Origin of the sequence: Serratia sp. CMO1 (assembly GCF_015689115.1) — a bacterium.
In the GTDB taxonomy this organism is placed as follows: domain Bacteria; phylum Pseudomonadota; class Gammaproteobacteria; order Enterobacterales; family Enterobacteriaceae; genus Serratia; species Serratia marcescens.
This window is the reverse complement of record NZ_CP065032.1, coordinates 2,182,598-2,203,088: the sequence shown is the minus strand read 5'-3', so window position 1 is coordinate 2,203,088 and position 20,491 is coordinate 2,182,598. Positions and strand designations below refer to the sequence as shown.

The 20,491-nt window shown below is 61.6% G+C and carries 24 protein-coding genes and 1 pseudogene; 16 read left to right on the top strand and 9 right to left on the bottom strand.

All coding sequences use genetic code 11. The features are described from left to right. Window positions 1-23 precede the first annotated feature (23 nt). Window positions 24-392, bottom strand: coding sequence for an NUDIX hydrolase (locus tag IT763_RS10590; protein ID WP_143778939.1), 369 nt, complete (start codon window positions 390-392; stop codon window positions 24-26). Continuing rightward, entirely contained in the window at window positions 389-985 is a 597-nt protein-coding gene (locus IT763_RS10585) for an NUDIX domain-containing protein (RefSeq protein ID WP_016927885.1), read from the bottom strand. Before IT763_RS10585 ends, IT763_RS10590 begins: the two co-directional genes overlap by 4 nt. Window positions 986-1,081: 96 nt before the next feature. Between IT763_RS10585 and IT763_RS10580 the strand changes: the two genes are divergently transcribed. From IT763_RS10580 to IT763_RS10570, 3 genes are all read left to right on the top strand, one after another. Then, on the top strand, window positions 1,082-1,837 hold the full coding sequence (locus tag IT763_RS10580; RefSeq protein ID WP_033640472.1) for a DeoR/GlpR family DNA-binding transcription regulator: 756 nt from the start codon (window positions 1,082-1,084) through the stop codon (window positions 1,835-1,837). Window positions 1,838-1,972: 135 nt separating this feature from the next. Continuing rightward, window positions 1,973-2,971 carry an adenosine deaminase gene (gene add, locus IT763_RS10575; protein WP_049298931.1) on the top strand — a complete coding sequence of 333 codons (999 nt, stop codon included), beginning with the start codon at window positions 1,973-1,975 and terminating at the stop codon, window positions 2,969-2,971. Window positions 2,972-3,081: 110 nt separating this feature from the next. Further along, window positions 3,082-3,627, top strand: coding sequence for an AAA family ATPase (locus IT763_RS10570; protein ID WP_016927888.1), 546 nt, complete (start codon window positions 3,082-3,084; stop codon window positions 3,625-3,627). Window positions 3,628-3,638: 11 nt separating this feature from the next. Here IT763_RS10570 and IT763_RS10565 read toward each other — a convergent pair whose 3' ends face one another. Both IT763_RS10565 and IT763_RS10560 read right to left on the bottom strand, forming a co-directional pair. Then, window positions 3,639-4,643: a bile acid:sodium symporter family protein gene (locus IT763_RS10565; protein WP_016927889.1), complete on the bottom strand. Its 1,005-nt coding sequence runs from the start codon at window positions 4,641-4,643 to the stop codon at window positions 3,639-3,641. Between the two features lie 72 nt (window positions 4,644-4,715). Beyond that, on the bottom strand, window positions 4,716-5,756 hold the full coding sequence (locus tag IT763_RS10560; protein WP_033640475.1) for an oxidoreductase: 1,041 nt from the start codon (window positions 5,754-5,756) through the stop codon (window positions 4,716-4,718). A 222-nt stretch (window positions 5,757-5,978) separates the two neighbouring features. Here IT763_RS10560 and IT763_RS10555 point away from each other — a divergent pair, with 222 nt between their 5' ends. From IT763_RS10555 to IT763_RS10535, 5 genes and pseudogenes are all read left to right on the top strand, one after another. Further along, window positions 5,979-6,419: a DUF2569 domain-containing protein gene (locus tag IT763_RS10555; protein WP_016927891.1), complete on the top strand. Its 441-nt coding sequence runs from the start codon at window positions 5,979-5,981 to the stop codon at window positions 6,417-6,419. 135 nt (window positions 6,420-6,554) lie between these two features. After that, a complete protein-coding gene (gene rsxA / locus IT763_RS10550; RefSeq protein WP_004938443.1) occupies window positions 6,555-7,136 on the top strand; it encodes an electron transport complex subunit RsxA in 582 nt (193 codons plus the stop codon). Further along, a complete protein-coding gene (rsxB, locus tag IT763_RS10545; protein ID WP_004938428.1) occupies window positions 7,136-7,708 on the top strand; it encodes an electron transport complex subunit RsxB in 573 nt (190 codons plus the stop codon). The genes rsxA and rsxB overlap by 1 nt, the downstream gene beginning before the upstream one ends. Further along, a pseudogene (gene rsxC, locus IT763_RS10540) lies at window positions 7,701-8,924 on the top strand (electron transport complex subunit RsxC); the annotation flags it as partial. The gene rsxB and the pseudogene rsxC, both read left to right, overlap by 8 nt. Then, window positions 8,846-9,742 (top strand): oligopeptide:H+ symporter, encoded by an 897-nt coding sequence (locus tag IT763_RS10535; RefSeq protein WP_241005498.1) that lies wholly within the window; start codon window positions 8,846-8,848, stop codon window positions 9,740-9,742. The pseudogene rsxC and the gene IT763_RS10535, both read left to right, overlap by 79 nt. Window positions 9,743-9,817: 75 nt before the next feature. Here IT763_RS10535 and IT763_RS10530 read toward each other — a convergent pair whose 3' ends face one another. After that, window positions 9,818-11,911 (bottom strand): prolyl oligopeptidase family protein, encoded by a 2,094-nt coding sequence (locus IT763_RS10530; RefSeq protein ID WP_049300524.1) that lies wholly within the window; start codon window positions 11,909-11,911, stop codon window positions 9,818-9,820. Between the two features lie 194 nt (window positions 11,912-12,105). Then, entirely contained in the window at window positions 12,106-12,669 is a 564-nt protein-coding gene (locus IT763_RS10525) for a helix-turn-helix domain-containing protein (RefSeq protein ID WP_049300525.1), read from the bottom strand. A gap of 115 nt (window positions 12,670-12,784) precedes the next feature. Between IT763_RS10525 and IT763_RS10520 the strand changes: the two genes are divergently transcribed. Beyond that, window positions 12,785-13,972 (top strand): benzoate/H(+) symporter BenE family transporter, encoded by a 1,188-nt coding sequence (locus tag IT763_RS10520; RefSeq protein WP_164052860.1) that lies wholly within the window; start codon window positions 12,785-12,787, stop codon window positions 13,970-13,972. A 100-nt stretch (window positions 13,973-14,072) separates the two neighbouring features. Then, window positions 14,073-14,576 (top strand): cupin domain-containing protein, encoded by a 504-nt coding sequence (locus IT763_RS10515; RefSeq protein WP_004938395.1) that lies wholly within the window; start codon window positions 14,073-14,075, stop codon window positions 14,574-14,576. Here IT763_RS10515 and IT763_RS10510 read toward each other — a convergent pair. Continuing rightward, window positions 14,541-15,386: an aminoglycoside phosphotransferase family protein gene (locus IT763_RS10510; RefSeq protein WP_370446670.1), complete on the bottom strand. Its 846-nt coding sequence runs from the start codon at window positions 15,384-15,386 to the stop codon at window positions 14,541-14,543. The genes IT763_RS10515 and IT763_RS10510 overlap by 36 nt on opposite strands. Window positions 15,387-15,574: 188 nt before the next feature. On the opposite strand from IT763_RS10510, the gene IT763_RS10505 reads away from it, so the two are divergent. Beyond that, window positions 15,575-15,955, top strand: coding sequence for a RidA family protein (locus IT763_RS10505; RefSeq protein ID WP_028128181.1), 381 nt, complete (start codon window positions 15,575-15,577; stop codon window positions 15,953-15,955). A gap of 7 nt (window positions 15,956-15,962) precedes the next feature. On the opposite strand, the gene IT763_RS10500 is transcribed toward IT763_RS10505, so the two are convergent. Beyond that, entirely contained in the window at window positions 15,963-16,343 is a 381-nt protein-coding gene (locus tag IT763_RS10500) for a nuclear transport factor 2 family protein (RefSeq protein ID WP_015377744.1), read from the bottom strand. Window positions 16,344-16,619: 276 nt separating this feature from the next. Between IT763_RS10500 and IT763_RS10495 the strand changes: the two genes are divergently transcribed. Further along, a complete protein-coding gene (locus IT763_RS10495; RefSeq protein WP_004938382.1) occupies window positions 16,620-16,889 on the top strand; it encodes a hypothetical protein in 270 nt (89 codons plus the stop codon). Here the strand turns inward: IT763_RS10495 and IT763_RS10490 are convergent. Further along, window positions 16,886-17,278 (bottom strand): nuclear transport factor 2 family protein, encoded by a 393-nt coding sequence (locus tag IT763_RS10490; RefSeq protein WP_004938379.1) that lies wholly within the window; start codon window positions 17,276-17,278, stop codon window positions 16,886-16,888. The genes IT763_RS10495 and IT763_RS10490 overlap by 4 nt on opposite strands. Before the next feature lie 202 nt (window positions 17,279-17,480). Here IT763_RS10490 and IT763_RS10485 point away from each other — a divergent pair, with 202 nt between their 5' ends. The 4 genes from IT763_RS10485 to gstA all read left to right on the top strand — a co-directional run bounded on the left by IT763_RS10485 (window position 17,481) and on the right by gstA (window position 20,479). Beyond that, complete coding sequence (locus tag IT763_RS10485) at window positions 17,481-18,176, top strand: HD domain-containing protein (RefSeq protein ID WP_079449294.1); 696 nt, start codon at window positions 17,481-17,483, stop codon at window positions 18,174-18,176. 95 nt (window positions 18,177-18,271) lie between these two features. After that, complete coding sequence (locus tag IT763_RS10480) at window positions 18,272-18,535, top strand: DUF3811 domain-containing protein (RefSeq protein ID WP_004938373.1); 264 nt, start codon at window positions 18,272-18,274, stop codon at window positions 18,533-18,535. A 361-nt stretch (window positions 18,536-18,896) separates the two neighbouring features. Then, entirely contained in the window at window positions 18,897-19,781 is an 885-nt protein-coding gene (dapA, locus tag IT763_RS10475) for a 4-hydroxy-tetrahydrodipicolinate synthase (RefSeq protein WP_049300527.1), read from the top strand. A gap of 92 nt (window positions 19,782-19,873) precedes the next feature. Next, window positions 19,874-20,479: a glutathione transferase GstA gene (gene gstA / locus IT763_RS10470; RefSeq protein ID WP_016927904.1), complete on the top strand. Its 606-nt coding sequence runs from the start codon at window positions 19,874-19,876 to the stop codon at window positions 20,477-20,479. Window positions 20,480-20,491 lie beyond the last annotated feature (12 nt).

Below are 20,491 nucleotides of genomic sequence, written 5' to 3'. Positions count from 1 at the left end.
GCGAGCCTCTGCCCGCCCCTCCGTTACGTCTGAACAAACGGGATTTCCTCCAGATGACGATAGACCGCCAATCCCCATTCGCTAGCCAACCGCACGTCGTTATCGGCCCCCGCAGACACCCCTTCGATGCGATACACCGCCTGACACTGCGCAATCAGTCGGTGAGCCACCGGGTAAAGAAACGCCTCGCTGACCGCATCGCCAACCTGAGTGGAACCGGCCGCGGCCGCCAAAGGCAGCGCCAGCCACTCGCCGATCACCGGCACGTGCCCCCGCTGGTAAACCGCCAGCGCCGCCTGTTCCAGGCGCGCCAGATTGGCGGCGATACGCTGCGGATCGCCATCGGTGCCGCTGCGATAGGGGCCGGCGATCAAGATTTGTTGTGCTTTCATCGTTGTTCCTCCAACGTCCGATTCAAGGCGACAAACTGCAACAGCATGATGGTTTTGGCGTCAACGATCGTACCCTGACGAACCGCCTGCAGGGCCTGCGCCAGCGGCAGCTCGATCACCTCCAAATCTTCCCCCTCCGCCGCCAGCCCGCCGCCCTCGTTGAGGCGATCGCTCGCCTGATATTCACCGACGAAAAAGTGCAGCTTTTCGGTGACCGAGCCAGGGCTCATGTACGCCTCAAACACTTTCTCCACGTTCTGCACGAAATAGCCGGTTTCCTCTTCAACTTCGGCGCGGATGCGCGCCTCCGGCGACGCGTCGTCCAACAGCCCGGCGGCGGCCTCAATCAGCATGCCGTCATGACCATTGACGAACACCGGAAAGCGGAACTGGCGCGTCAGGATCACCGTTTGCGCCTGCCGGTTGAACAGCAAAATCACCGCGCCGTCACCGCGATCGTAAGTCTCACGGCTTTGCCGTTGCCAGACGCCGTCGCGCCGCAGAAAATCAAAGGTGGTTTTTTTCAGCAGGTACCAGTCATCGGACAACACCCGGGTTTCGACAATGCGAACCCTGTCTTTGGTGGCTATCATCGGTTTACTCCGCCAGAGGAAGGAAATTGATACTATCGTGCAGTTTCGTGTATGATCAAGATATTTCGTGCATAGGAAATTTGAGAGGAAATGGCCATGTTGACCAGCCAACGCAAGAAGATCATTTTGGAAAAACTGGCCCAGGATGGTCAGGTCTTGGCCAAACAGCTCAGCGAGATGTTCGGGCTGTCGGAAGATACGGTCCGGCGCGATCTGCGCGAACTGGACGCCGAGGGGTTGCTGCAGCGGGTGCACGGCGGCGCCCTGCCGGTTTCTTCCGCCATCGCCAGCTTCGCCGAACGCAATCACTTGGAATCCGGCGCCAAACGCGCGATCGCCAAAGCGGCGGCGGCGCTGATCGCCCCCGGCCAGGTGGTGATCATCGACGGCGGCACCACCTCCGCAGAGCTGGTCAGGCAACTGCCGGCCAACCTCAACGCCACCATCGTCACCCACAGCCCCAGCGTCGCCGTGGGGTTGGTCGATCACCCCACCGTCGAGGTGATCCTGATCGGCGGCCGACTGTATAAGCATTCGATCGTCAGCGTCGGCGCCGCCGCCGTAGAAGCGATGTCGCATATCCGCGCCGATATTTATTTCATGGGCGTGACCGGCGTGCACCCCACCGCGGGGCTGAGCACCGGCGATCTGGAGGAGGCCTACATCAAACGCGCGCTGGCGGCCCGCGCGGCGGAAACCGTGGTGCTGGCCTCCGCCGCCAAGCTTAACGCCGCCTCGCAGTATGCGATCGGCGATATTACGCTGGCGCACACCGTCATCGTTGAGCGGGCTACCGATGACGCGCTGATCGCGCCGTTGCAGCAGGCGGGCGTCAGCGTGTTGAAAGCCTGATTCGCGACGATAATGCGATATATTGCGCATTATTTGTGATTCACATCACTTTTTTATGCAACGCGATGGCAAGTTTCATCCATTTGTTTTTATACTGTTCTGCACTTTACCTACGATAATTAGCGAGTGCCCAGCATGATCGATCCCCGCCTACCGCTTACCGATATTCACCGCCATCTCGACGGCAACATCCGCGCGCAGACCATTCTCGACCTCGGCCGCCAGTTCAATCTTGCCCTGCCGGCCAACGATTTGGAGAGCCTGCGCCCGCACGTGCAGATCACCCATGCCGAACCGGATCTGGTCAGCTTCCTGCAGAAACTGGACTGGGGCGTGGCGGTGCTGGGCGATCTGGACGCCTGCCGCCGGGTGGCTTACGAAAACGTCGAGGATGCCGCCAACGCCGGCCTGCACTATGCCGAGCTGCGTTTCTCCCCTTACTACATGGCGATGAAACATCAACTGCCGGTCGCCGGCGTGGTGGAAGCGGTGATCGACGGGATCCGTTCGGGCTGCCGCGATCGCGATATCGACATTCGCCTGATCGGCATCATGAGCCGCACCTTCGGCGAGGCCGCCTGTCTGCAGGAACTGGAAGGATTGCTGGCGCACCGCGACGGCATTACCGCGCTGGATTTGGCGGGCGATGAGCTGGGCTTCCCCGGCAGCCTGTTCCTCAGCCACTTCAACCGCGCCCGCGACGCCGGCCTGCGCATCACCGTGCACGCGGGCGAAGCCGCCGGCCCGGAAAGCATCTGGCAGGCGATCCGCGAGCTGGGCGCCGAACGTATCGGCCACGGGGTGAAAGCGGTCGAAGATCCGGCGCTGATGGACTTCCTGGCGGAACACGGCATCGGCATCGAATCCTGCCTGACCTCCAACATCCAGACCAGCACCGTGCCGTCACTGGCGCAGCATCCGCTGGCCACCTTCCTGCGCCATGGCGTGCTGGCGTCGATCAACACCGACGATCCGGCGGTTCAGGGCATCGAGATCGAGCATGAATACCGCGTCGCCGCGCCGCAGGCCGGGCTGACGCCGGCAGAAATCCGCACCGCGCAGGAAAACGGCCTGAAGCTGGCTTTCCTCAGCGAGCAGGAAAAACAGGCGCTGCGCGCCAAAGTTCAAGGCTAATCTCCCAAGGCGCCAAACGGCGCCTTCTTCTCATCCCCCCGTTTTCTTCCGCCTGCGCGTCTTTATCGCTGTTTTCACCCCATCACTCTGTTGCAAGAGAGGAATTCCGCATGTCTGACAAACTACGCCGCATCGTGCTGACCGGCGGCCCGGGTTCGGGCAAAAGCACGCTCATCGACGTTCTTCATCGCCGTGGTTACCCGCACTCCTTGGAGGCGGGCCGGGCGATTATTCAGGATCAGGTGAGTACCGGCGGCCATGCGCTGCCGTGGGGCGATCGCCAGGCCTTCGCCGAGCGGATGCTCGATTGGGAACTGCGCTCATGGCGCGAAGCGACGGGGGAAACATGCTGGTTCTTCGATCGCGGGCTGCCGGATATCGCCGGGTATCTCACGCTGTGCAGACTGCCGATCCCCGCGCATTTGACGGCGGCGATCGGCGCCTTTCGCTATGCCGAAAGGGTGTTCATCGCCCCGCCGTGGCAAGCGATCTACGCGCAGGACAGCGAGAGAAAACAATCTTTCGCCGAAGCCGAGCTGACCTACCGGGCAATGGTGGCCGTCTATCGCCGCTATGGCTATCAGCTGCAAGAACTGCCGCGCGCCTCACCGGACGAACGCGCCGACTTTCTGCTCGACGCGCTGAGCCACCGTTAGCGGCCTGCGGCCTATTTGGCCACCAGCGCCTCCGCCTCGGCCCGCTGTTTGGCGGTTTTACGCGCATAGCGCTGCGCCAGCACCGCGCACACCATCAGTTGAACCTGGTGGAAAATCATCAGCGGCAGCACCATGGCGCCCACCGCCGCGGCCGGGAACAGCACGTTGGCCATAGGAATGCCGTTCGCCAGGCTCTTTTTCGAACCGCAGAAGACGATGGTGATCTCATCGGCGGTGTTGAAGCCCAGCCAGCGCGCCGCGTAGGTGTTGATCACCAGCACCACCGTCAGCAGCACCAGCGACATCACCAGGATGGTCAGCAGCGACCAACCGTCGATGCGGTGCCAAATCCCTTCCACCACCGCCGCGCTGAACGCGGTATACACCACCAGCAGGATCGACGAACGGTCGGTCAGGTTGATCAGCTTGCGATGACGGTCGATCCACTTGCCGATCAATGGCCGCGCCAGGTGACCGATCACGAACGGCACCATCAATTGCAAAATGATTGAACCGATGGCGTGCAGCACGTCGGTATTGCCGCCCTGAGTATGCATCAACGCCCCCACCAGCAGCGGCGACAGGAACACGCCAAGAATGCTCGACGCCGAGGCGCTGCAGATCGCCGCCGCCACGTTGCCGCCTGCCGCCGAGGTAAAAGCGATGGCCGACTGCACCGTGGCCGGCAGCGCGCACAGATAGAGGAAGCCGAGATAGACCGTCGGCGTCATGATGCCCGGCACCAGCAGGTTCATCGCCAGCCCGAGCAGCGGGAACAGCGCAAAGGTGCTGAGGAACACCAGCAGATGCAGCTTCCAGTGACTCATGCCGGCGATGATCGCCTCGCGCGACAGCTTGGCGCCGTGCATAAAGAACAGCAGCGCGATGGCCGCGGTGGTCAGGTGTTCAAAGAAGGTTTTCCAGATGCCTTCGCAGGGGAACAGCGAGGCGACGATCACCACCAAAATCAGAACCAGCAAAAATTTATCAATGCGCAAACGCTGCAACCAGGACATGAAACGAATTTCCTTGCACGTAAAGTCGTAAAAAGGCCCGACGCTTCGCCGGGCACAGAGAAATGGGCAGTATCAAACCACCGGCAGCGCCTGCTGCAGCCGGGCCGATTCCAGCCCCAGTTCGATCAATGCCATCACCGCGATGGCGTCGGCGGCCGGCACCGGGTTTTCGCCTGTACCGGCGATCGCGTCGCGCACCGCCGCGTAATAAGCCGGGTAATTGCCGGGAATGTTGAGCAGCGGTTGCTCCGCCAGCAGATCGTCACGTGACAGCGTCACTACACCCTCGCGCATGTCATAGCCCCAATCGGCCTGCGGCAGACGCTCGCCGGCCTTCAGTCGGTCTTCCTGCGGATCGAGGCCGTATTTGACATAGCTGCCGCGGGTGCCGTGCACCACGTAGCGCGGGCTCTCTGCCGCCGCCAGCATGCTGGCGTGCAGCACCACACGGCGATCGCCATAGCTCAGCAGCGCGTGGAAATAGTCCACCGCCTGCGCCCCCGGCCGCAGCTCACCCAGATCGACAAACAGCCGTTCGGGTTTGCCGAAGAGTTGCAGCGCCTGATCGAGCAGATGCGGCCCCAAATCGAACCAGATGCCGCTGCCGACGCCGCCTTGTTCACGCCAGCGCTGGCGCACCTGCGGCCGGTAGCGATCGAAATGCGACTCGAAATACACCACCTCGCCCAGCGAACCGTCCTTTAACAGCGCTTTAAGGGTAAGGAAATCGCTGTCCCAGCGGCGGTTGTGGAACACCGACAGCAGTAAACCGCTCTGCTGCGCCTGCTGTTGCAGCGCCTGCGCTTGTGACAACGTCACGGTAAACGGTTTATCCACCACCACGTGCTTGCCGGCGGCCAACGCCTGCTGCGCCAGCGGGAAATGGGTATCGTTGGGGGTAGGAATGACGATCAGATCGAGGGCCGGATCGGCGAACAGCGCTTGCGCATCCCCCACCACCGTCATCGACGGCCAGTCGGCGTGCACTTTGCCGGCATCGCTGCTGGAGACGGCGGCCAACTCCAGCCCCGGCGTACCGGCAATCAGCGGCGCATGAAAGGTTTTGCCGGCGTAGCCGTAACCGACCAGCCCGACACGAATTTTCTCAGCCATGGGATTTCCTCTTGCTGGCTCACGACAGACCCTTTCGATTTGACACCATGCGGCCGGATGGAACAAGAAGTAAATGAGATGTTAATTCGAAGCGAGGCCGGAGTAGCCAAACGTGCGGCCCGGCGTCGCGATGCCGAGCTATCCGCTTGATAGAGATGACGAAGCCTATATTACCCGCTAAGCTATGCCGCCTGTGATCCCCGTTTCAATCAGGAAGCCTTTATGTCTCAAGCTGAATACACTCGTATCGGCGGTTGGTTGCTGGCCCCGCTGGCCTATCTGATCGTCACCCTGCTCAGCGCCAGCCTGATGCTGCTCCTGTACGCCATGGCGATCTTCATGCCCGAGTCGCGCGATTATCTGTTGACCAACGCCCAGGCGTTTACCCTGCAATGGTACTTTTCGGTGCTGACCACGCTTTTGATGTGGGGCTTCACCCTGTGGCTGGTGTTTCTATTTTGCCAGCGCTCGCAGCGCTTCCCCAAACTGTTCTTGTTATGGCTGCTGATCACGGTGATCCTGGCGGTGAAAGCCTTCGCCTTTGCGCCGGTACCGGATGAAGTGGCGGTGCGCAGCCTCGGCTGGCCGCTGCTGATGGCGGCGCTGCTGGTGCCTTATATCAAGCGCTCGCAGCGGGTCAAAGGCACCTTTACCGAACGTTAATGGGGATTGCAGCACGTTTTATCGGGTTTTTTGTGTAAATTTTCGCCAAAAAAGGCAATACCCCTGCGATTCATATGTTGTCGTCCGGCCGCCGATTCCCGATAATAGGCGGCTTTTATTTTTTTAGGCATCGCAATGACCGAATACCTGCTCCTGTTTGTCGGCACCGTACTGGTGAACAACTTCGTTCTGGTGAAGTTTCTTGGCCTGTGCCCGTTCCTCGGCGTTTCCAAGAAGCTGGAAAGCGCCATCGGCATGGGAATGGCCACCACCTTCGTCATGACGCTGGCCTCCGTCAGCGCCTGGGTGATCAACACCTTTATTCTGGTTCCGCTGGATCTGGTGTATCTGCGCACGCTCTCCTTCATTCTGGTGATCGCCGTCGTCGTTCAGTTCACCGAGATGGTGGTGCGCAAGACCAGCCCGGCGCTCTACCGCCTGCTGGGCATCTTCCTGCCGCTGATCACCACCAACTGTGCAGTGCTGGGCGTAGCGTTGCTTAACGTCAACCTCGGCTATAACTTCCTGCAGTCCGCCGTTTACGGCTTCAGCGCCGCCGCCGGTTTCTCGCTGGTGATGGTGCTGTTCGCCGCCATTCGCGAACGTCTGGCGGTCGCCGACGTGCCGGCGCCGTTCCGCGGCTCCTCGATCGCGCTGATCACCGCCGGGCTGATGTCGCTGGCCTTTATGGGCTTTACCGGGCTGGTGAAATTCTAATGACTGCGTTGTGGATAGCTATCGCGGCTTTGAGCGCGCTCGGGCTGCTGTTCGGACTGGTGCTGGGCTACGCCGCGCGCCGTTTTGAGGTGGAAGAGGATCCGGTCGCCGAGCAGGTCGACGCGATCCTGCCGCAGAGCCAGTGCGGGCAGTGCGGCTACCCCGGCTGTCGCCCCTATGCCGAGGCGGTAGCCAACGGCGAGATGATCAACAAATGCGCGCCGGGCGGCGAACAGGTGATGCTGAAACTGGCGGAGCTGCTCAACGTAGAGCCGCAGCCGCTGGGCAGCGAAGCCGCCGCCGAGCCGGAGCGTAAAGTGGCCTATATCGACGAGGCCAACTGCATCGGCTGCACCAAGTGCATTCAGGCCTGCCCGGTGGACGCCATCGTCGGCGCCACCCGCGCCATGCACACCGTCATCACCGACCTCTGTACCGGCTGCGATCTGTGCGTCGCCCCTTGCCCTACCGACTGTATTGAAATGAGACCGGTCGCTACCACCACCGCCAACTGGAAGTGGGACATGAAGACGATCCCGGTGCAAGTGATCCACGTGGAGCAACATGCTTAATCTGTTCGCCGCCTTTAAAAAAGACCGGATCTGGGATTTCGACGGCGGGATCCATCCACCGGAAATGAAAACGCAGTCCAGCGGTGCGCCGCTGCGTGTCGCGCCCCTGCCCAAGACCTTTATCATTCCGCTGCAGCAGCATTTGGGGCCGGAAGGCGAGCTGTGCGTCAGCGCCGGCGATCGGGTGTTGAAAGGCCAACCTCTGACCGTCGGCCGCGGCCGCACCGTGCCGGTGCATGCCCCGACCTCGGGCACCGTCAGCGCCATTACCCCGCACATCACCGCTCACCCGTCCGGGCTGACGGAGCTGTGCGTGATTATCGAGGCAGACGGGGAAGACCGCTGGTGCGAGCGCGATCCGGTGGCGGACTATCGCCAATCGCCCGCCACGGAACTGATTCAACGTATTCATCAGGCCGGCATCGCCGGCCTGGGCGGCGCCGGTTTCCCGACCGCCAGCAAACTGCAAGGCGGCATGAGCGGCGTGGAAACGCTGATCCTCAACGCCGCCGAGTGCGAGCCTTACATCACCGCCGACGATCGCCTGATGCAGGAACATGCCGATCAGATCATTGAAGGCACGCAGATCCTGCAACACATTCTGCAGCCCAAGGTCACGCTGATCGGCATCGAAGACAACAAGCCGGAGGCAATCGCGGCGCTGAAACTGGCGTTGCGCGGCCAGTCCGGCATTGCGCTGCGCGTCATCCCGACCAAATACCCGTCCGGCGGCGCCAAGCAGCTGACCAAAATTTTGACCGGCAAGGAAGTGCCGCACGGCAAGCACTCCTCCGCTATCGGCGTATTGATGCAAAACGTCGGCACCGCCTTCGCCATCAAGCGAGCGATCGTCGACGGCGAACCGCTGATTGAGCGCGTAGTGACCCTGACCGGCGAGGCGATTGAGTGCCCCGGCAATCTGTGGGCTCGCATCGGCACGCCGGTGCAGCACCTGCTCGACGTCGTCGGTTTCCGCCCGCAGGCGCAGCAGATGGTGGTCATGGGCGGCCCGCTGATGGGCTTCACCCTGCCCGCGCTGAACGTGCCGATCGTCAAGATCAGCAACTGCATTCTGGCGCCGACGGTGGATGAAATGACGCCGCAGGAACCGGAGCAGTCCTGCATCCGCTGCGGCCTGTGCGTAGACGCTTGCCCTGCCGGGCTGCTGCCACAACAGCTGTACTGGTTCAGCCGTGGACAGGAGCACGACAAATCGCCGTGTCCAGCTGGCTGCTGCACAACCAGGTGATCGCGCGCTGGGCGTTGGCCCTCGTTTCCGCCGGCATCGTTCTGGTGTTCGCCAAGGAAACCTTCGCCCTGCACGGCGCTGCACGCCGCAAGATGATCGTCGCCTTCCTGCTGATGCTGGAAGCGGTGGTGTTCTTCGTGCTGTACAGCCAGATGCCAACCTCGCTGAACTTCTTCGCCATCCATAACGTGGAACACAGCATCTTCGGCGTCGCCTTCGAGCCGGAGCAGTATCAGGCGCTGAACCCGTTCTGGATCATGCTCGCCAGCCCGATTCTGGCCGCGCTGTATAACAAAATGGGCGATCGCCTGCCGATGCCGCACAAGTTCGCTTTCGGCATGATCCTCTGCTCCTGCGCCTTCCTGGTGCTGCCATGGGGTGCCAGCTTCGCCAACGAACAGGGCATCGTGTCGGTCAACTGGCTGATCCTGAGCTACGCGCTGCAGAGCATCGGCGAGCTGATGATTTCCGGCCTGGGCCTGGCGATGGTAGCGCAGCTGGTGCCACAGCGTCTGATGGGCTTCATCATGGGCTCCTGGTTCCTGACTACCGCCGCCGCCGCGCTGATCGCCGGTAAGGTTGCCGGTCTGACCGCCGTGCCAAGCGACATCAACGACGCGCACGCTTCGCTGGCCATCTACAGCCATGTGTTTATGCAGATCGGCATCGTCACCGCCGTCATCGCTATCCTGATGATGCTGACCGCGCCGAAGCTGTACCGCATGACGCTGGACACCACCGAAGACGCCAATCAGCAAGCGCAGGAAGCCACTGCGGCTCGCTGACCGCCGGCGGATTGAGCGTAAATAAAAACACCGGGGTTAACGCCCCGGTGTTTTTTTATGCCGCAAGAAAAAGGCTTACGCTGACTTGGGTTTGCCGCTCAGGTTGGCCCACATGAATTCGCTTACCAGCGCGCTGTGGAACGCCGCCTGTTGCTTGTCGGCGGCGGCGCTGTGCCCGCCTTCGGTATTTTCATAGAAATAGGCCTGCTGATACCCCATCGCCTGCATGCGCGCCGCCATTTTGCGGGCGTGGGCCGGGTTGACCCGATCGTCGCTGGTCGCGGTATAGAACAGCACCGGCGGGTAGGCCGTCTGCGCCTGAATGTTGTGGTATGGCGAGAAGGTCTTGATGTAGGCCCATTCCTCCGGCTTGCTCGGGTCACCGTATTCGGCGATCCACGACGCGCCGGCGGAAAGCTGGGTATAGCGCTGCATGTCCAGCAGCGGCACTTCGCAGACGATGCAGCCGAACAGCTGCGGATACAGCGTCAGCATATTGCCCACCAGCAGGCCGCCATTGCTGCCGCCGCGCGCGCCAAGATGCGGCGCCGAGGTCACCTTGCGTGCGATAAGATCTTCGGCCACGGCGGCGAAATCCTCGTAGGCGCGATGGCGGTTTTGCTTGAGCGCCGCCTGATGCCAGGCCGGACCGTATTCGCCGCCGCCGCGAATGTTGGCCACCACGTATACTCCACCGCGTTCCAGCCAGGCCGGCGCCTTGCCGCCGAGATAGCCCGGCAACAGCGGCACTTCAAACCCGCCGTAGCCATACAGCAGCGTCGGCGTGCTGCCGTCCGCTTTGAGATCTTTGGCGGCGATCTGGAAATACGGCACGCGGGTGCCGTCCTTGGAGCGCGCGAAATGCTGGCTGACCTGATAGCCGGCGGCGTCAAAGTCCTGCGGCGCCTGTTTCAACAGCGTCGCCTCACCGCCGTCGAGATTGCCCATGTACAGCGAGGTCGGCTGCAGGAACCCGCTGACGGTCAGGAAATAGGCGTTGCTCTCTTCGTCGATGCCGCCGGCGGAAAGGGTGCTGATGGCGTCGGGGTTGCCCAGCGGGCGACGTTGCCAGCTGCCGCCCTGCGGCGTCAGCACTTCCAGCCGGTTGACCACGTTATCCATGATGCTGAGGATCAGGTGATCGCGGGTGCCGCTGTAGCCGCTCAGCGCCTGCTCCGCCGTTGGGGTAAACAGCAGCTGCAGCTCGCGCTTGCCCGCCAGATAGTCATCGAAGTTGGCCGCCAGCAGCGCGCCGGACGGATAGCGCTTACCGCCCACTTCCCAGTCGCTGCTCGGTTTGATCAGCAGCCATTCCCGATGCGTATCCAGCTCGGCGTCGGCCGGGATGTCGATTTTTTTCTGCCGGCCATCCTGAGCCAGCAAGAAATAGTCACGGCGATAGAAGTCCAGGCTGCGGCCGACGAAATCACGCTCAAAACCCGGCGTGCGATCGTGATAGGCGAAGACCGCCATATCTTCCGGCTGCGCTTCGTACAGCGTTTCGGCGGCGCTCAGCGGCGTGCCGCGCCGCCAGCGTTTGGCGATGCGCGCGTAGCCTGACTGGGTCATCGAACCGGGGCCGAAATCGGTGGCGATGAACAGCGTGTCCCGATCGACCCAGGAAACCCGGCTTTTCGCCACCGGCACGTTGAAACCGTCTTTGACAAAGCGTTTGGCCACCAGATCGAATTCACGGATTTCGGTGGCGTCACCGCCGTCCGGCGACAGCTGCATCAGGCAATAACGGTATTCCGGCGCCAGCGGTTGCGAGCCTTGATAGACCCAATCCTTGCCTTCCGCCTTGCCCAACGCATCGATATCCAGCACCGTCTCCCAGGCCGGTTTGGCCTTGCGGTACTCGTCCAGCGTGGTGCGCCGCAGCAGGCCGCGCGGGTTGGCCTGATCCTGCCAGAAGTTGTAATAGTACTCGCCGCGTTTACTCACCCACGGGATCTGGGTGTCTTTATTGAGGATATCCAGAACTTCGCGCTCAATGCGCTGAAAGTCTTCGCCCTGGCCGAAACGCGCCACGGTGCGCTGATTTTCCTGCTGCACCCATTGCAGCGCTTTTTTACCCTGCAGCTCTTCCAGCCACAGGAATTCATCGCCGGCGGCCGCGCCGCCCTCCGCCGCCATCGCCAGGCGGATACTGTTGGGTAATGAAGTCATCGCGAATACGGCTCCTGCGGTTTGTGCACTGAGTTTAATAAACTGACGTCGATTGGTGACCGGCAAAATCAAGCTCCTTTTGAGTCGGCTGCAACGCCGCCCCGTCATGGGCGACAACCTGTGAAATAAGAGTCATTTTCAACAAGGTAGGCGTTTGGCGGCGCGGAGTCAAAGCCCACGGCCGCCGCGTTGATTCAGGATTGAGGATAGTGGATCAGATCGTGGATACGCACCGTTTGTGAACCGGCGTTGCGGTAGGCATGCGGCCGATCGGCCTGAAAGCGCATCGCCTCGCCGGCCGCCAGGCGGTGCCACTCGCCGTTTATCGCCAATTCCAACCGGCCGCTGATCACGATCACATGCTCGATCACGCCCGGCTCATGCGGCGACGATTCGCTGAGCGCGCCCGGCGCGAGATCGATGACGAACATGTCGAAACCCAGTTGGCGATCGTAGGGAAACAGCGGCACCACGCGCATATCGGCATTGTCCTGATCGTACACCGGCAGCTCGCCGTAGCGATGCAGCGTCGCCTGCTGCTGCGCGGGCGAGGCCTCAAGGAAGGCGGAAAACGCCACGTTGAAACCGGTGGCGATCTTCCACAGCGTCGCCACCGTCGGGCTGGACTCGCCGCGTTCAATCTGCCCGAGCATCGCCTTGCTGACGCCGGTGTATTCCGCCGCCTGCGTCAGGCTCCAACCGCGCTGTGCGCGCAACGTGCGCAGGGTGTGCGCCAAATGGCCGGCAAGTTCCTGCATCCTGTTCTCCTCTGCGTATCGTGCCCGATTATACCCGCTTGTGCGCTATAACGCACGATGCTATGCTGATTTCTCGCTGTGCGTTATAACGCACAACCACCGATTGGAGCTGCCCATGCGCCCTGCCGTCACCCTGCGTCATCTGACCCTGCCTGCCGTCATGGCCGGTTTTGTCGCCGTTCTGGTCGGTTATACCAGCTCTGCCGCCATCATTTTCCAGGCCGCCGCCGCCGCGGGCGCCACGCCGGCGCAGATCGGCGGCTGGCTGAGCGCACTGGGGATCGCAATGGGCGTCACCTCCCTCGGGCTGTCGCTTTACTATCGCACGCCGATCCTCACCGCCTGGTCGACGCCCGGCGCGGCGCTGCTGGTCACCAGCCTGCCCGGCACGCCGATCAACGAGGCGATCGGCGTGTTTATCTTCGCCTCCGGTCTGATCCTGCTCTGCGGCGTCACCGGGCTGTTTGCCCGCCTGATGGGCTATATTCCACAGGCGATTTCTGCGGCGATGCTGGCGGGGATCCTGCTGCGTTTCGGGCTGGACGCCTTCGCTTCGCTGCAGCTCAATTTTCCCCTCAGCGCCGGCATGGGGCTGGCCTATCTGCTCAGCCGCCGTTTCCTGCCGCGCTACGCCATCGTATTGACGCTGGCGATTGGGTTGGCGATCGCCGCGCTGCAGGGCGATATCCAGCTGGCGCAACAGACGCCGGCGTTCGCCGTGCCGGAATTTATCGCGCCGCATTTCAGCTGGCCGACGCTGCTCGGCATCGGCGTGCCCTTCTTCGTGGTCACAATGGCTTCACAGAACGCCCCCGGGATCGCTACGCTGCAGGCGGCGGGCTACCGCGTCCCCACCTCACCGCTGATCGCCTGGACGGCTCTGACCGCGCTGCTGCTGGCGCCATTCGGCGGTTTCTCGGTGTGCATCGCGGCCATTACCGCCGCCATCTGCATGGGGCCGGATGTGCATCCCGATCCGCAGCGGCGCTATATGGGCGCAGTGGCCGCCGGCGGCTTCTATCTGCTGGCCGGTCTGTTCGGCGGCGCCATCGGCCTGCTATTCAGCGCGTTGCCGGTCGCCTTGATCCACACCATTGCCGGGCTGGCGTTGCTCGGCACCATTGGCGGCAGCCTGCAACGCGCGCTGCATGATGAAAAACAGCGCGACGCGGCGCTGATCGCCTTCCTCATCACCGCCTCCGGCGTCACGCTGCTCGGCATCGGTTCTGCCTTCTGGGGGATTGTCGGCGGCGCCATCGCCCATCTGCTGCTGTCGCTGCCGCGGCGAACCTCCGAGGCGTAACGGGCGGTCTACATTGACAAGCGACGCCGTGGCGCCTTCACTTTCTCTGTCGTCTGACTGTCAATTCACCTAATAAGTGACGCCGTCACCAAGGAAGCTTATGACTGAGAAAGCCGCGCTGTTAGCTCAGCGCCTGATACGCAATGTCGAACAGGTAGAGATGAAACATGACCGGCGGCCGCCGCTGTATGACAGCGTCGGCGCCCGTCTCGGCACCGGCACCGCCGCCGACAAACTGGGCGCCTCTTTCGATTGCGTGGCGCCGGGCATGCGTTCCTGCCCCTACCATTTTCACTACGCTCAGGAAGAAATGTTCATCATTCTGGAAGGCAGCGGTACGCTGCGGGTGGCTGGAGAAATGCTGCCGATCGTCAGCGGAGATGTCATTTTCATTCCGCCGGGCCCGGAATACCCGCACCAGATCATCAACACTTCCGATGCGCCGCTGAAGTACCTGTCCGTCAGCACGCGCGAACAGCCGGAGCTGGTGATGTACCCGGATTCCGGCAAATACCAGGCGATGGCGCGCAGCGCAGACGGCGAGCAGGTGCGCTACCTGCAGCGCCCTTCAACCTCGCTCGATTACTGGCAGGATGAACCCTGAATCGCCGTCCGGCAACGGGATATCCAACGCGCGCGCCGCCAGTTCGGCCACGCGGAAGTCGATATCCGCCGCCTGCCCGTCTTCCATGAACCAAGCGGCGGAGAGCCCCGACCAGGCCAGGATCCATTGCAACAAGCGCCGGCGCTCCAACCCGGCCAACCGGCACACCTGTTCCACGCGGCGCTGGAAAATGGCCGGATCGGTGGCGATACCGTAGTTGGGATTGCAGAAGATATTGGCGTAATCGAAGCCCCGTTCGCCGTACAAACGCTTGGGGTCGATCGCCAGCCAGCCGCGTTCGCCGAAGTCGAGCACATTGTCATGGTGGATGTCGCCGTGCAGCACGCTTTCTTCTCGCGGGCTGCTCAGCAATTCCGCCGCCGTTGTGGCGCTGAGGCGCAGCATGCCGCCGTGCGCCTGCGCCGCCGGCCACAGCGAGCTGAACCACTCCTGCAGCGGGATCAATTCGGGCAGCGGTGCCTCTCGCGGCGCATGCAAGGCGGCGATCGCCCGACACAGGATCTGCGTGGCCTGCTCATCGTCGCCATCACGCACCAACTGCGCCAACGAACCTTCGCCCTGCGCGCGCTCCAGCAGAATGCCGTCGTCGTGCCACGCCAGCACCAGCGCGGCGCCTTCCCCGCGCCACCAGCACATGAGCTGGCCGCCGAAGCGCTCCTCCTGCTCGCGGGCGATCTTCAGCATGGCGGCCTCGCCCCGGTAACGCACCGGCATCAGCAGACTGCTGTGGGTTTCGAAGGCTTTGCCGTCCTGTTCCAGTTGCCAGCGTTGCAGGTAGGGAGTAAAAATCGGGTTCATCGTCTCATGCGTCCTTGTGGCCGAGCTGCGCCGCACTGTCACATTCGGGTGAAGACGACGTATAAAAAAGAGGGATGATACTCTCAAATATCATCGGTGCGCGGCGCCTGGCCGCCGTTTCTTCAGTATCCTAACCAAGTTTATCGATTTTTTTAACCGGTCTTGCGCGGGGTTTGACCATGACATCATTAAAACGCACGAATTATCCGCAGTTGCCGACGCCGGGCGGCCCCTATGTGCATGCGGTGCGCCACGGCGATCGCTTATACGTTTCCGGATTGACGGCTTTCGCCACCGACGCTCAGGGGTTGAGCGCGCCGGAGCAAACGCAGGAGATCCTCGAACAGCTGGCCACCATTGCCGCCAGCGAAGGCGTCAACCTCAAGGCATTGATTAAAATCAGCGTGTTCCTGACCGACATCGCCGATCTGGCGGGCGTGCGCCCGGTGCTGTTTGACTATTTCGATGGCGCGCTGCCGGCCTGTTCACTGATGGCGGTCAGCGCGTTGTTCTCACCCGCGGTGTGTGTGGAAATAGAGGCGGTGATGGCGTTGCAATAATGCGCGGCTAGAGCGCGCCCTCATCCGGCACGCAGGGGCCGATCTTGAACCAGGCTTTGGCGATCCGCCCCTGCTCCACTTCATAGATGGCGATGACATCCATTTTGCCGCGCCCCTGCGGGAAATTGCGCGTCACCACCTCCTGATCGACTACCATATTGCCTACCGCCATGCGTTTTATCCGTTCGCCATACAGACTCGGCTCCTGGAAACGCACCAGATGCCGTTCACGGATCGCCGCTTTGCCGCTGGCCAACAGCGTGTCTGGATGTTCGTAATACTGGGCGTCGTCCGCCCAGCAGGCCATAAAGGCCTCGATGTCGCGGGCGTTATAGGCGTCAAGCTGTTGTTGAACCACATCCTGCGGGCGTGCCGTTTTATCGTTCATCACATCCTCCTGCCGAAGTTAACCGCCGCATGCGTCGAACCCATCACGTTAACCGCCCCGTGCTGCAGCTTGATGACACGGTGAATTTTGAATAAAAAACCAAAAATAACGAATAAACAACCTATCACGCCCGATGAACAATTCAAGCGCCCGCGCATAAATTTTCTGCGCCGTGCCAGGGGCGATGAAAACCGCATGGCGCCGCGCGTTAATCTTTGCGACGGTGAGGGAAATTCTGCTAATTTAGCGTGAACAGCCTGACGATAACGAAACGCTATGCAGCAAAAACCGGTGTTGGACGAAGCCAGACAGTTAAAACGACTCAACGCCGCCACGCGGCGCCAATCCCATATGTACAAATGGATCGCGCTGATTGCGGCGCTGGATGCGCTGTTGGTGTTTTGGTATGACCGGGATATGCGCAACGTCACCTTCTCGGGAGCGGTTGCGCTGGTATGCGGCTATTTGTGGATCCGCGATCGCAACAAGGCCCGGGGTTATCGGCGCGAGTTCGACCGCAAATTCGGCAAGCGCAGCGGCGATTAAGGCTGCATCGCCTCCAGCACTTTAGCACTGTCGACGATCTGCACGAACTTCACGATTTTGCCGGCGCGCAGCGTATAAATATGCGCAAAAGAGGCGCTGAAGGATTTGCCGGTGGCCCGGTAGGTGCCGTGATAAAAACCCTGAGCGATCACGTTGTCGCCGGCGTCGTAAAAGTGATCGACGTCGGCGCGGTAACCTTGCCATTCGCTGCCCAGGCGCTGATGCACGTTCTTGATGATGTTCTCCGGGCCGATATAGGTACCGGCGTAAGGGAAACCGGCGGCTTCGGTCCACTCGGCATCGGGGGCCAGCGCCGCCAGCAGATTACGGCCGTTTTCTTCGGAGCTGCCTTCATAGGTTGCGCGCACTATTTCAAGAGGGGTTGGCATGTCTCTTCTCCAAATGGCTGATGAGGATATTCCGGCCATCCCCGCGGACACAGGCTCTCACCAAGCGGAGACGGCGGAATGCGGCTATTCTAGGTTGCTTGTTTCGCTGCAAAAACCGCAGTTATGACAATAGTGGGTTGCACTTTAGTAAACAATAGCCATTTTTCTGTCATTTTCCCGGCATCCGACACGGCTATGCTGATTGACCGATTTTCCCCAACAGGAGCTGAACGTGTCTTTACCCTCGCTGACGCAAGAGTTGTTACAACCGTTTTCCCCCTACCAGACGCTGGCGCAAACGCTGTTGCCGCTCACCCTCGAGTCGGACGACGGTTCGCATGACGTGGCGCACCTGCATCGGGTCTGGAAGAACTGCCGTCGGATCAGCAAGCTGGAAGGCGGCGACCGGCGCATTCTCTGCGCGGCGGTGCTGCTGCACGACGCCGTCGCGGTGGAAAAGAATTCGCCGCAGCGCCATCTGGCCTCGCGCATGGCGGCGGAGCAAGCCACGCTGACGCTGACCCGGCTGGAATGGGCGCCGGCGGACATCGCGGCGGTGGCTCACGCCATTGAAGCGCACAGTTTTTCCGCCGGCATCCCGCCGCAAACGCTGGAGGCGAAGATCCTGCAGGATGCCGATCGCCTCGACGCTATCGGCCTTATCGGCGTGGCGCGCTGCTTCTATATCGGCGGCCGCATGCGCAGCGCGCTGTACGACGCCGCCGACCCGCGGGCTGAACATCGCCAATACGACGACAAGCGTTTCAGCCTGGATCACTTCGAAACCAAGCTGTTCAAACTGCAAGACGGCTTCCAGACCGCCGCCGGGCGGCAGATGGCCGAACAGCGCACCGAACGCATGCGGCGCTTTGTCGACGATCTGCTGGAAGAGGTGTAATGCCGGCCTATGGGGCATTTTCGTTATGCCCATAACATTTTCGGTCATATAACGCCGCTAAACTGTAAGTCAACTTCACCGAACGGGCGGCACAGATGAAAAAGTTGACGTTGAAAGAGATGACGGAAAGCGAACAGCGGGAAGTGAAAACCGAATTGGACAAGGCGCGTAAAAGCCATGGCAGGCCGCTGACCAATGCCGAACAGCACAAGGTCAAGGATGAAGTGGTGGCGCGCATCATGGCCGCCAGAGCGAAGCTCGCCAAGGCGGAGCGTGCAGAACGCAAAGCCAATCGCTACCGGCCGAGCGGCGACACTTTCAGTTGGTCCGCCACCATCGGCTCCCGCCCGCCGCGCTGAGCCAACTCAACCCTCCCCGCCGCGGCGGGGATTTTTATTTATTAGCCAAACTCATCCTCACCGGTGAATCATGAATAACAATGTTATCAATCTGTTGTAAATTGACAGTCTGATGAAGAATATTCATTATCACCCCACTTCCCCTTTTCGCGAGACTGCCATGGCCTACCCACGCAACGCTGATATTCTGATGACACCTGCGTTGCTCGTTGGCGGTTTGGCGGCGGTTACATCGAAGAAACAGACGCTCATTTGACCGGGGCGCGCTGTCCCGTCAGATGAGCTGATTGGATGGCACGCAACGCCCCGCCTTCAATTTTCTCATCTGGCTTCTCTGTCGGTCACACAGAAGGAATATTTTATGGCCTCATTTTCGGGTATTTGGGTGGCGATGGTTACCCCTTTCAATCACGACGCCGTCGACCTGCCGGCGGTGCAACGCCTGGCGCGGCACCTGCTCGACGCCGGCGTCGATGGTCTGGTGGTCTGCGGCTCCACCGGTGAAGCCGCTGCGCTGAGCAAAGAAGAACAGCTGGCGGTGCTCGACGCCGTATTGGAGGTGGCGCCTGCACGCCAGGTGGTGATGGGCCTTTCCGGCAATAACATGGCCGCCACACTGCAAATGCAGCAGGCCATTCAGCTGCGCGACATCGCTGGCGTGCTGATCCCGGCGCCTTACTACATCCGCCCTTCGCAATGCGGCCTGATCGACTATTTTACCCAGTTGGCCGACGCCTCCGCCGTGCCGGTGATCCTGTACAACATTCCGCAGCGCACCGGCATCGCCATGGAGCTGGCCACGCTGCGCCGGCTCGCTCGCCATCCGCGCATCACCGCCATCAAGGACTGCGGCGGCAACCCTGACGCCACCATGGCGCTGATCGCCGATGGCGAAATCGATGTGATGACCGGGGAAGACAATCTGATCCTCACCACGCTGTGCCTGGGCGGCACCGGCGCCATCTCCGCCGCCGCGCATGTTCACCCGGAACGTTTCGTCCAGCTGGTGCAGCAGGTCGCCGCCGGCGATCTGGCCGCGGCGCGCAGCAACTTCTATGAGCTGCTGCCGATGATCCACCAGATGTTCAGCTTCCCGAATCCGGCGCCGGTCAAGACGGTGCTGGCCCAGCAGGGGCTGATCGCCAACGAATTGCGTTCGCCGATGCAGGTGGCGCCGCCGGCGCTGCAGCAACAGATCGCCGCGACGCTGGCGCAACTGCAGCCCGCAGAGGCGATCGTCGGTTAAATTTGTTAGCTAAGCCGCTGTAATTTTGGCGCCACGGGACTACGATGAGAGGTTAAGCATGCCCGTCATTCGTCATCAACAAGGAGCTTCCGATGAAACTGTTCTATAAAGCCGGCGCCTGTTCGCTGTCCCCGCATATCGTGCTGCGTGAGGCAGGGCTGGATTTTACGGCGGAGAAGGTCGATCTGGCGCAGAAGAAAACCGAGAGCGGCGCCGATTACCTCGCCATCAACCCCAAGGGACAGGTCCCGGCGCTGCTGCTGGATGACGGCAGCCTACTGACCGAAGGCGTGGCGATCGTGCAATATCTGGCGGACCGCGTGCCGGATCGCAACCTGATCCCGGCGGCGGGCACCCTGTCGCGCTACCACGCGATCGAATGGCTGAACTACATTGCCACCGAGCTGCACAAAGGATTCAGCCCGCTGTTCAACCCGAAAACGCCCGAGGAATACAAAACCATCGCGCGCGCCAAGCTGGAGCAGCAGTTCAGCTATCTGGATTCGGTACTGGCGAAGCAGCACTTCCTGTTGGGGAGCCGTTTCAGCGTGGCTGACGCCTACCTGTTCACCGTGCTGCGCTGGGCATTCGCCCTGCAGTTTGACGTGCGCAAGCACGCCCATCTGGCGGCCTGGTTCGATCGCGTTGCGGCGCGCCCGGCGGTGGATGCGGCGCTGAACGCCGAAGGATTGAAGTAAACATTCGGCCCC

Bases quoted from the DNA above. Each gene is read 5' to 3' on its own strand.
- IT763_RS10590 (WP_143778939.1), bottom strand. From the start codon at position 392: ATGAAAGCACAACAAATCTTGATCGCCGGCCCCTATCGCAGCGGCACC.
- IT763_RS10585 (WP_016927885.1), bottom strand. From the start codon at position 985: ATGATAGCCACCAAAGACAGGGTTCGCATTGTCGAAACCCGGGTGTTG.
- IT763_RS10580 (WP_033640472.1), top strand. From the start codon at position 1,082: ATGTTGACCAGCCAACGCAAGAAGATCATTTTGGAAAAACTGGCCCAG.
- add (WP_049298931.1), top strand. From the start codon at position 1,973: ATGATCGATCCCCGCCTACCGCTTACCGATATTCACCGCCATCTCGAC.
- IT763_RS10570 (WP_016927888.1), top strand. From the start codon at position 3,082: ATGTCTGACAAACTACGCCGCATCGTGCTGACCGGCGGCCCGGGTTCG.
- IT763_RS10565 (WP_016927889.1), bottom strand. From the start codon at position 4,643: ATGTCCTGGTTGCAGCGTTTGCGCATTGATAAATTTTTGCTGGTTCTG.
- IT763_RS10560 (WP_033640475.1), bottom strand. From the start codon at position 5,756: ATGGCTGAGAAAATTCGTGTCGGGCTGGTCGGTTACGGCTACGCCGGC.
- IT763_RS10555 (WP_016927891.1), top strand. From the start codon at position 5,979: ATGTCTCAAGCTGAATACACTCGTATCGGCGGTTGGTTGCTGGCCCCG.
- rsxA (WP_004938443.1), top strand. From the start codon at position 6,555: ATGACCGAATACCTGCTCCTGTTTGTCGGCACCGTACTGGTGAACAAC.
- rsxB (WP_004938428.1), top strand. From the start codon at position 7,136: ATGACTGCGTTGTGGATAGCTATCGCGGCTTTGAGCGCGCTCGGGCTG.
- IT763_RS10530 (WP_049300524.1), bottom strand. From the start codon at position 11,911: ATGACTTCATTACCCAACAGTATCCGCCTGGCGATGGCGGCGGAGGGC.
- IT763_RS10525 (WP_049300525.1), bottom strand. From the start codon at position 12,669: ATGCAGGAACTTGCCGGCCATTTGGCGCACACCCTGCGCACGTTGCGC.
- IT763_RS10520 (WP_164052860.1), top strand. From the start codon at position 12,785: ATGCGCCCTGCCGTCACCCTGCGTCATCTGACCCTGCCTGCCGTCATG.
- IT763_RS10515 (WP_004938395.1), top strand. From the start codon at position 14,073: ATGACTGAGAAAGCCGCGCTGTTAGCTCAGCGCCTGATACGCAATGTC.
- IT763_RS10505 (WP_028128181.1), top strand. From the start codon at position 15,575: ATGACATCATTAAAACGCACGAATTATCCGCAGTTGCCGACGCCGGGC.
- IT763_RS10500 (WP_015377744.1), bottom strand. From the start codon at position 16,343: ATGAACGATAAAACGGCACGCCCGCAGGATGTGGTTCAACAACAGCTT.
- IT763_RS10495 (WP_004938382.1), top strand. From the start codon at position 16,620: ATGCAGCAAAAACCGGTGTTGGACGAAGCCAGACAGTTAAAACGACTC.
- IT763_RS10490 (WP_004938379.1), bottom strand. From the start codon at position 17,278: ATGCCAACCCCTCTTGAAATAGTGCGCGCAACCTATGAAGGCAGCTCC.
- IT763_RS10480 (WP_004938373.1), top strand. From the start codon at position 18,272: ATGAAAAAGTTGACGTTGAAAGAGATGACGGAAAGCGAACAGCGGGAA.
- dapA (WP_049300527.1), top strand. From the start codon at position 18,897: ATGGCCTCATTTTCGGGTATTTGGGTGGCGATGGTTACCCCTTTCAAT.
- gstA (WP_016927904.1), top strand. From the start codon at position 19,874: ATGAAACTGTTCTATAAAGCCGGCGCCTGTTCGCTGTCCCCGCATATC.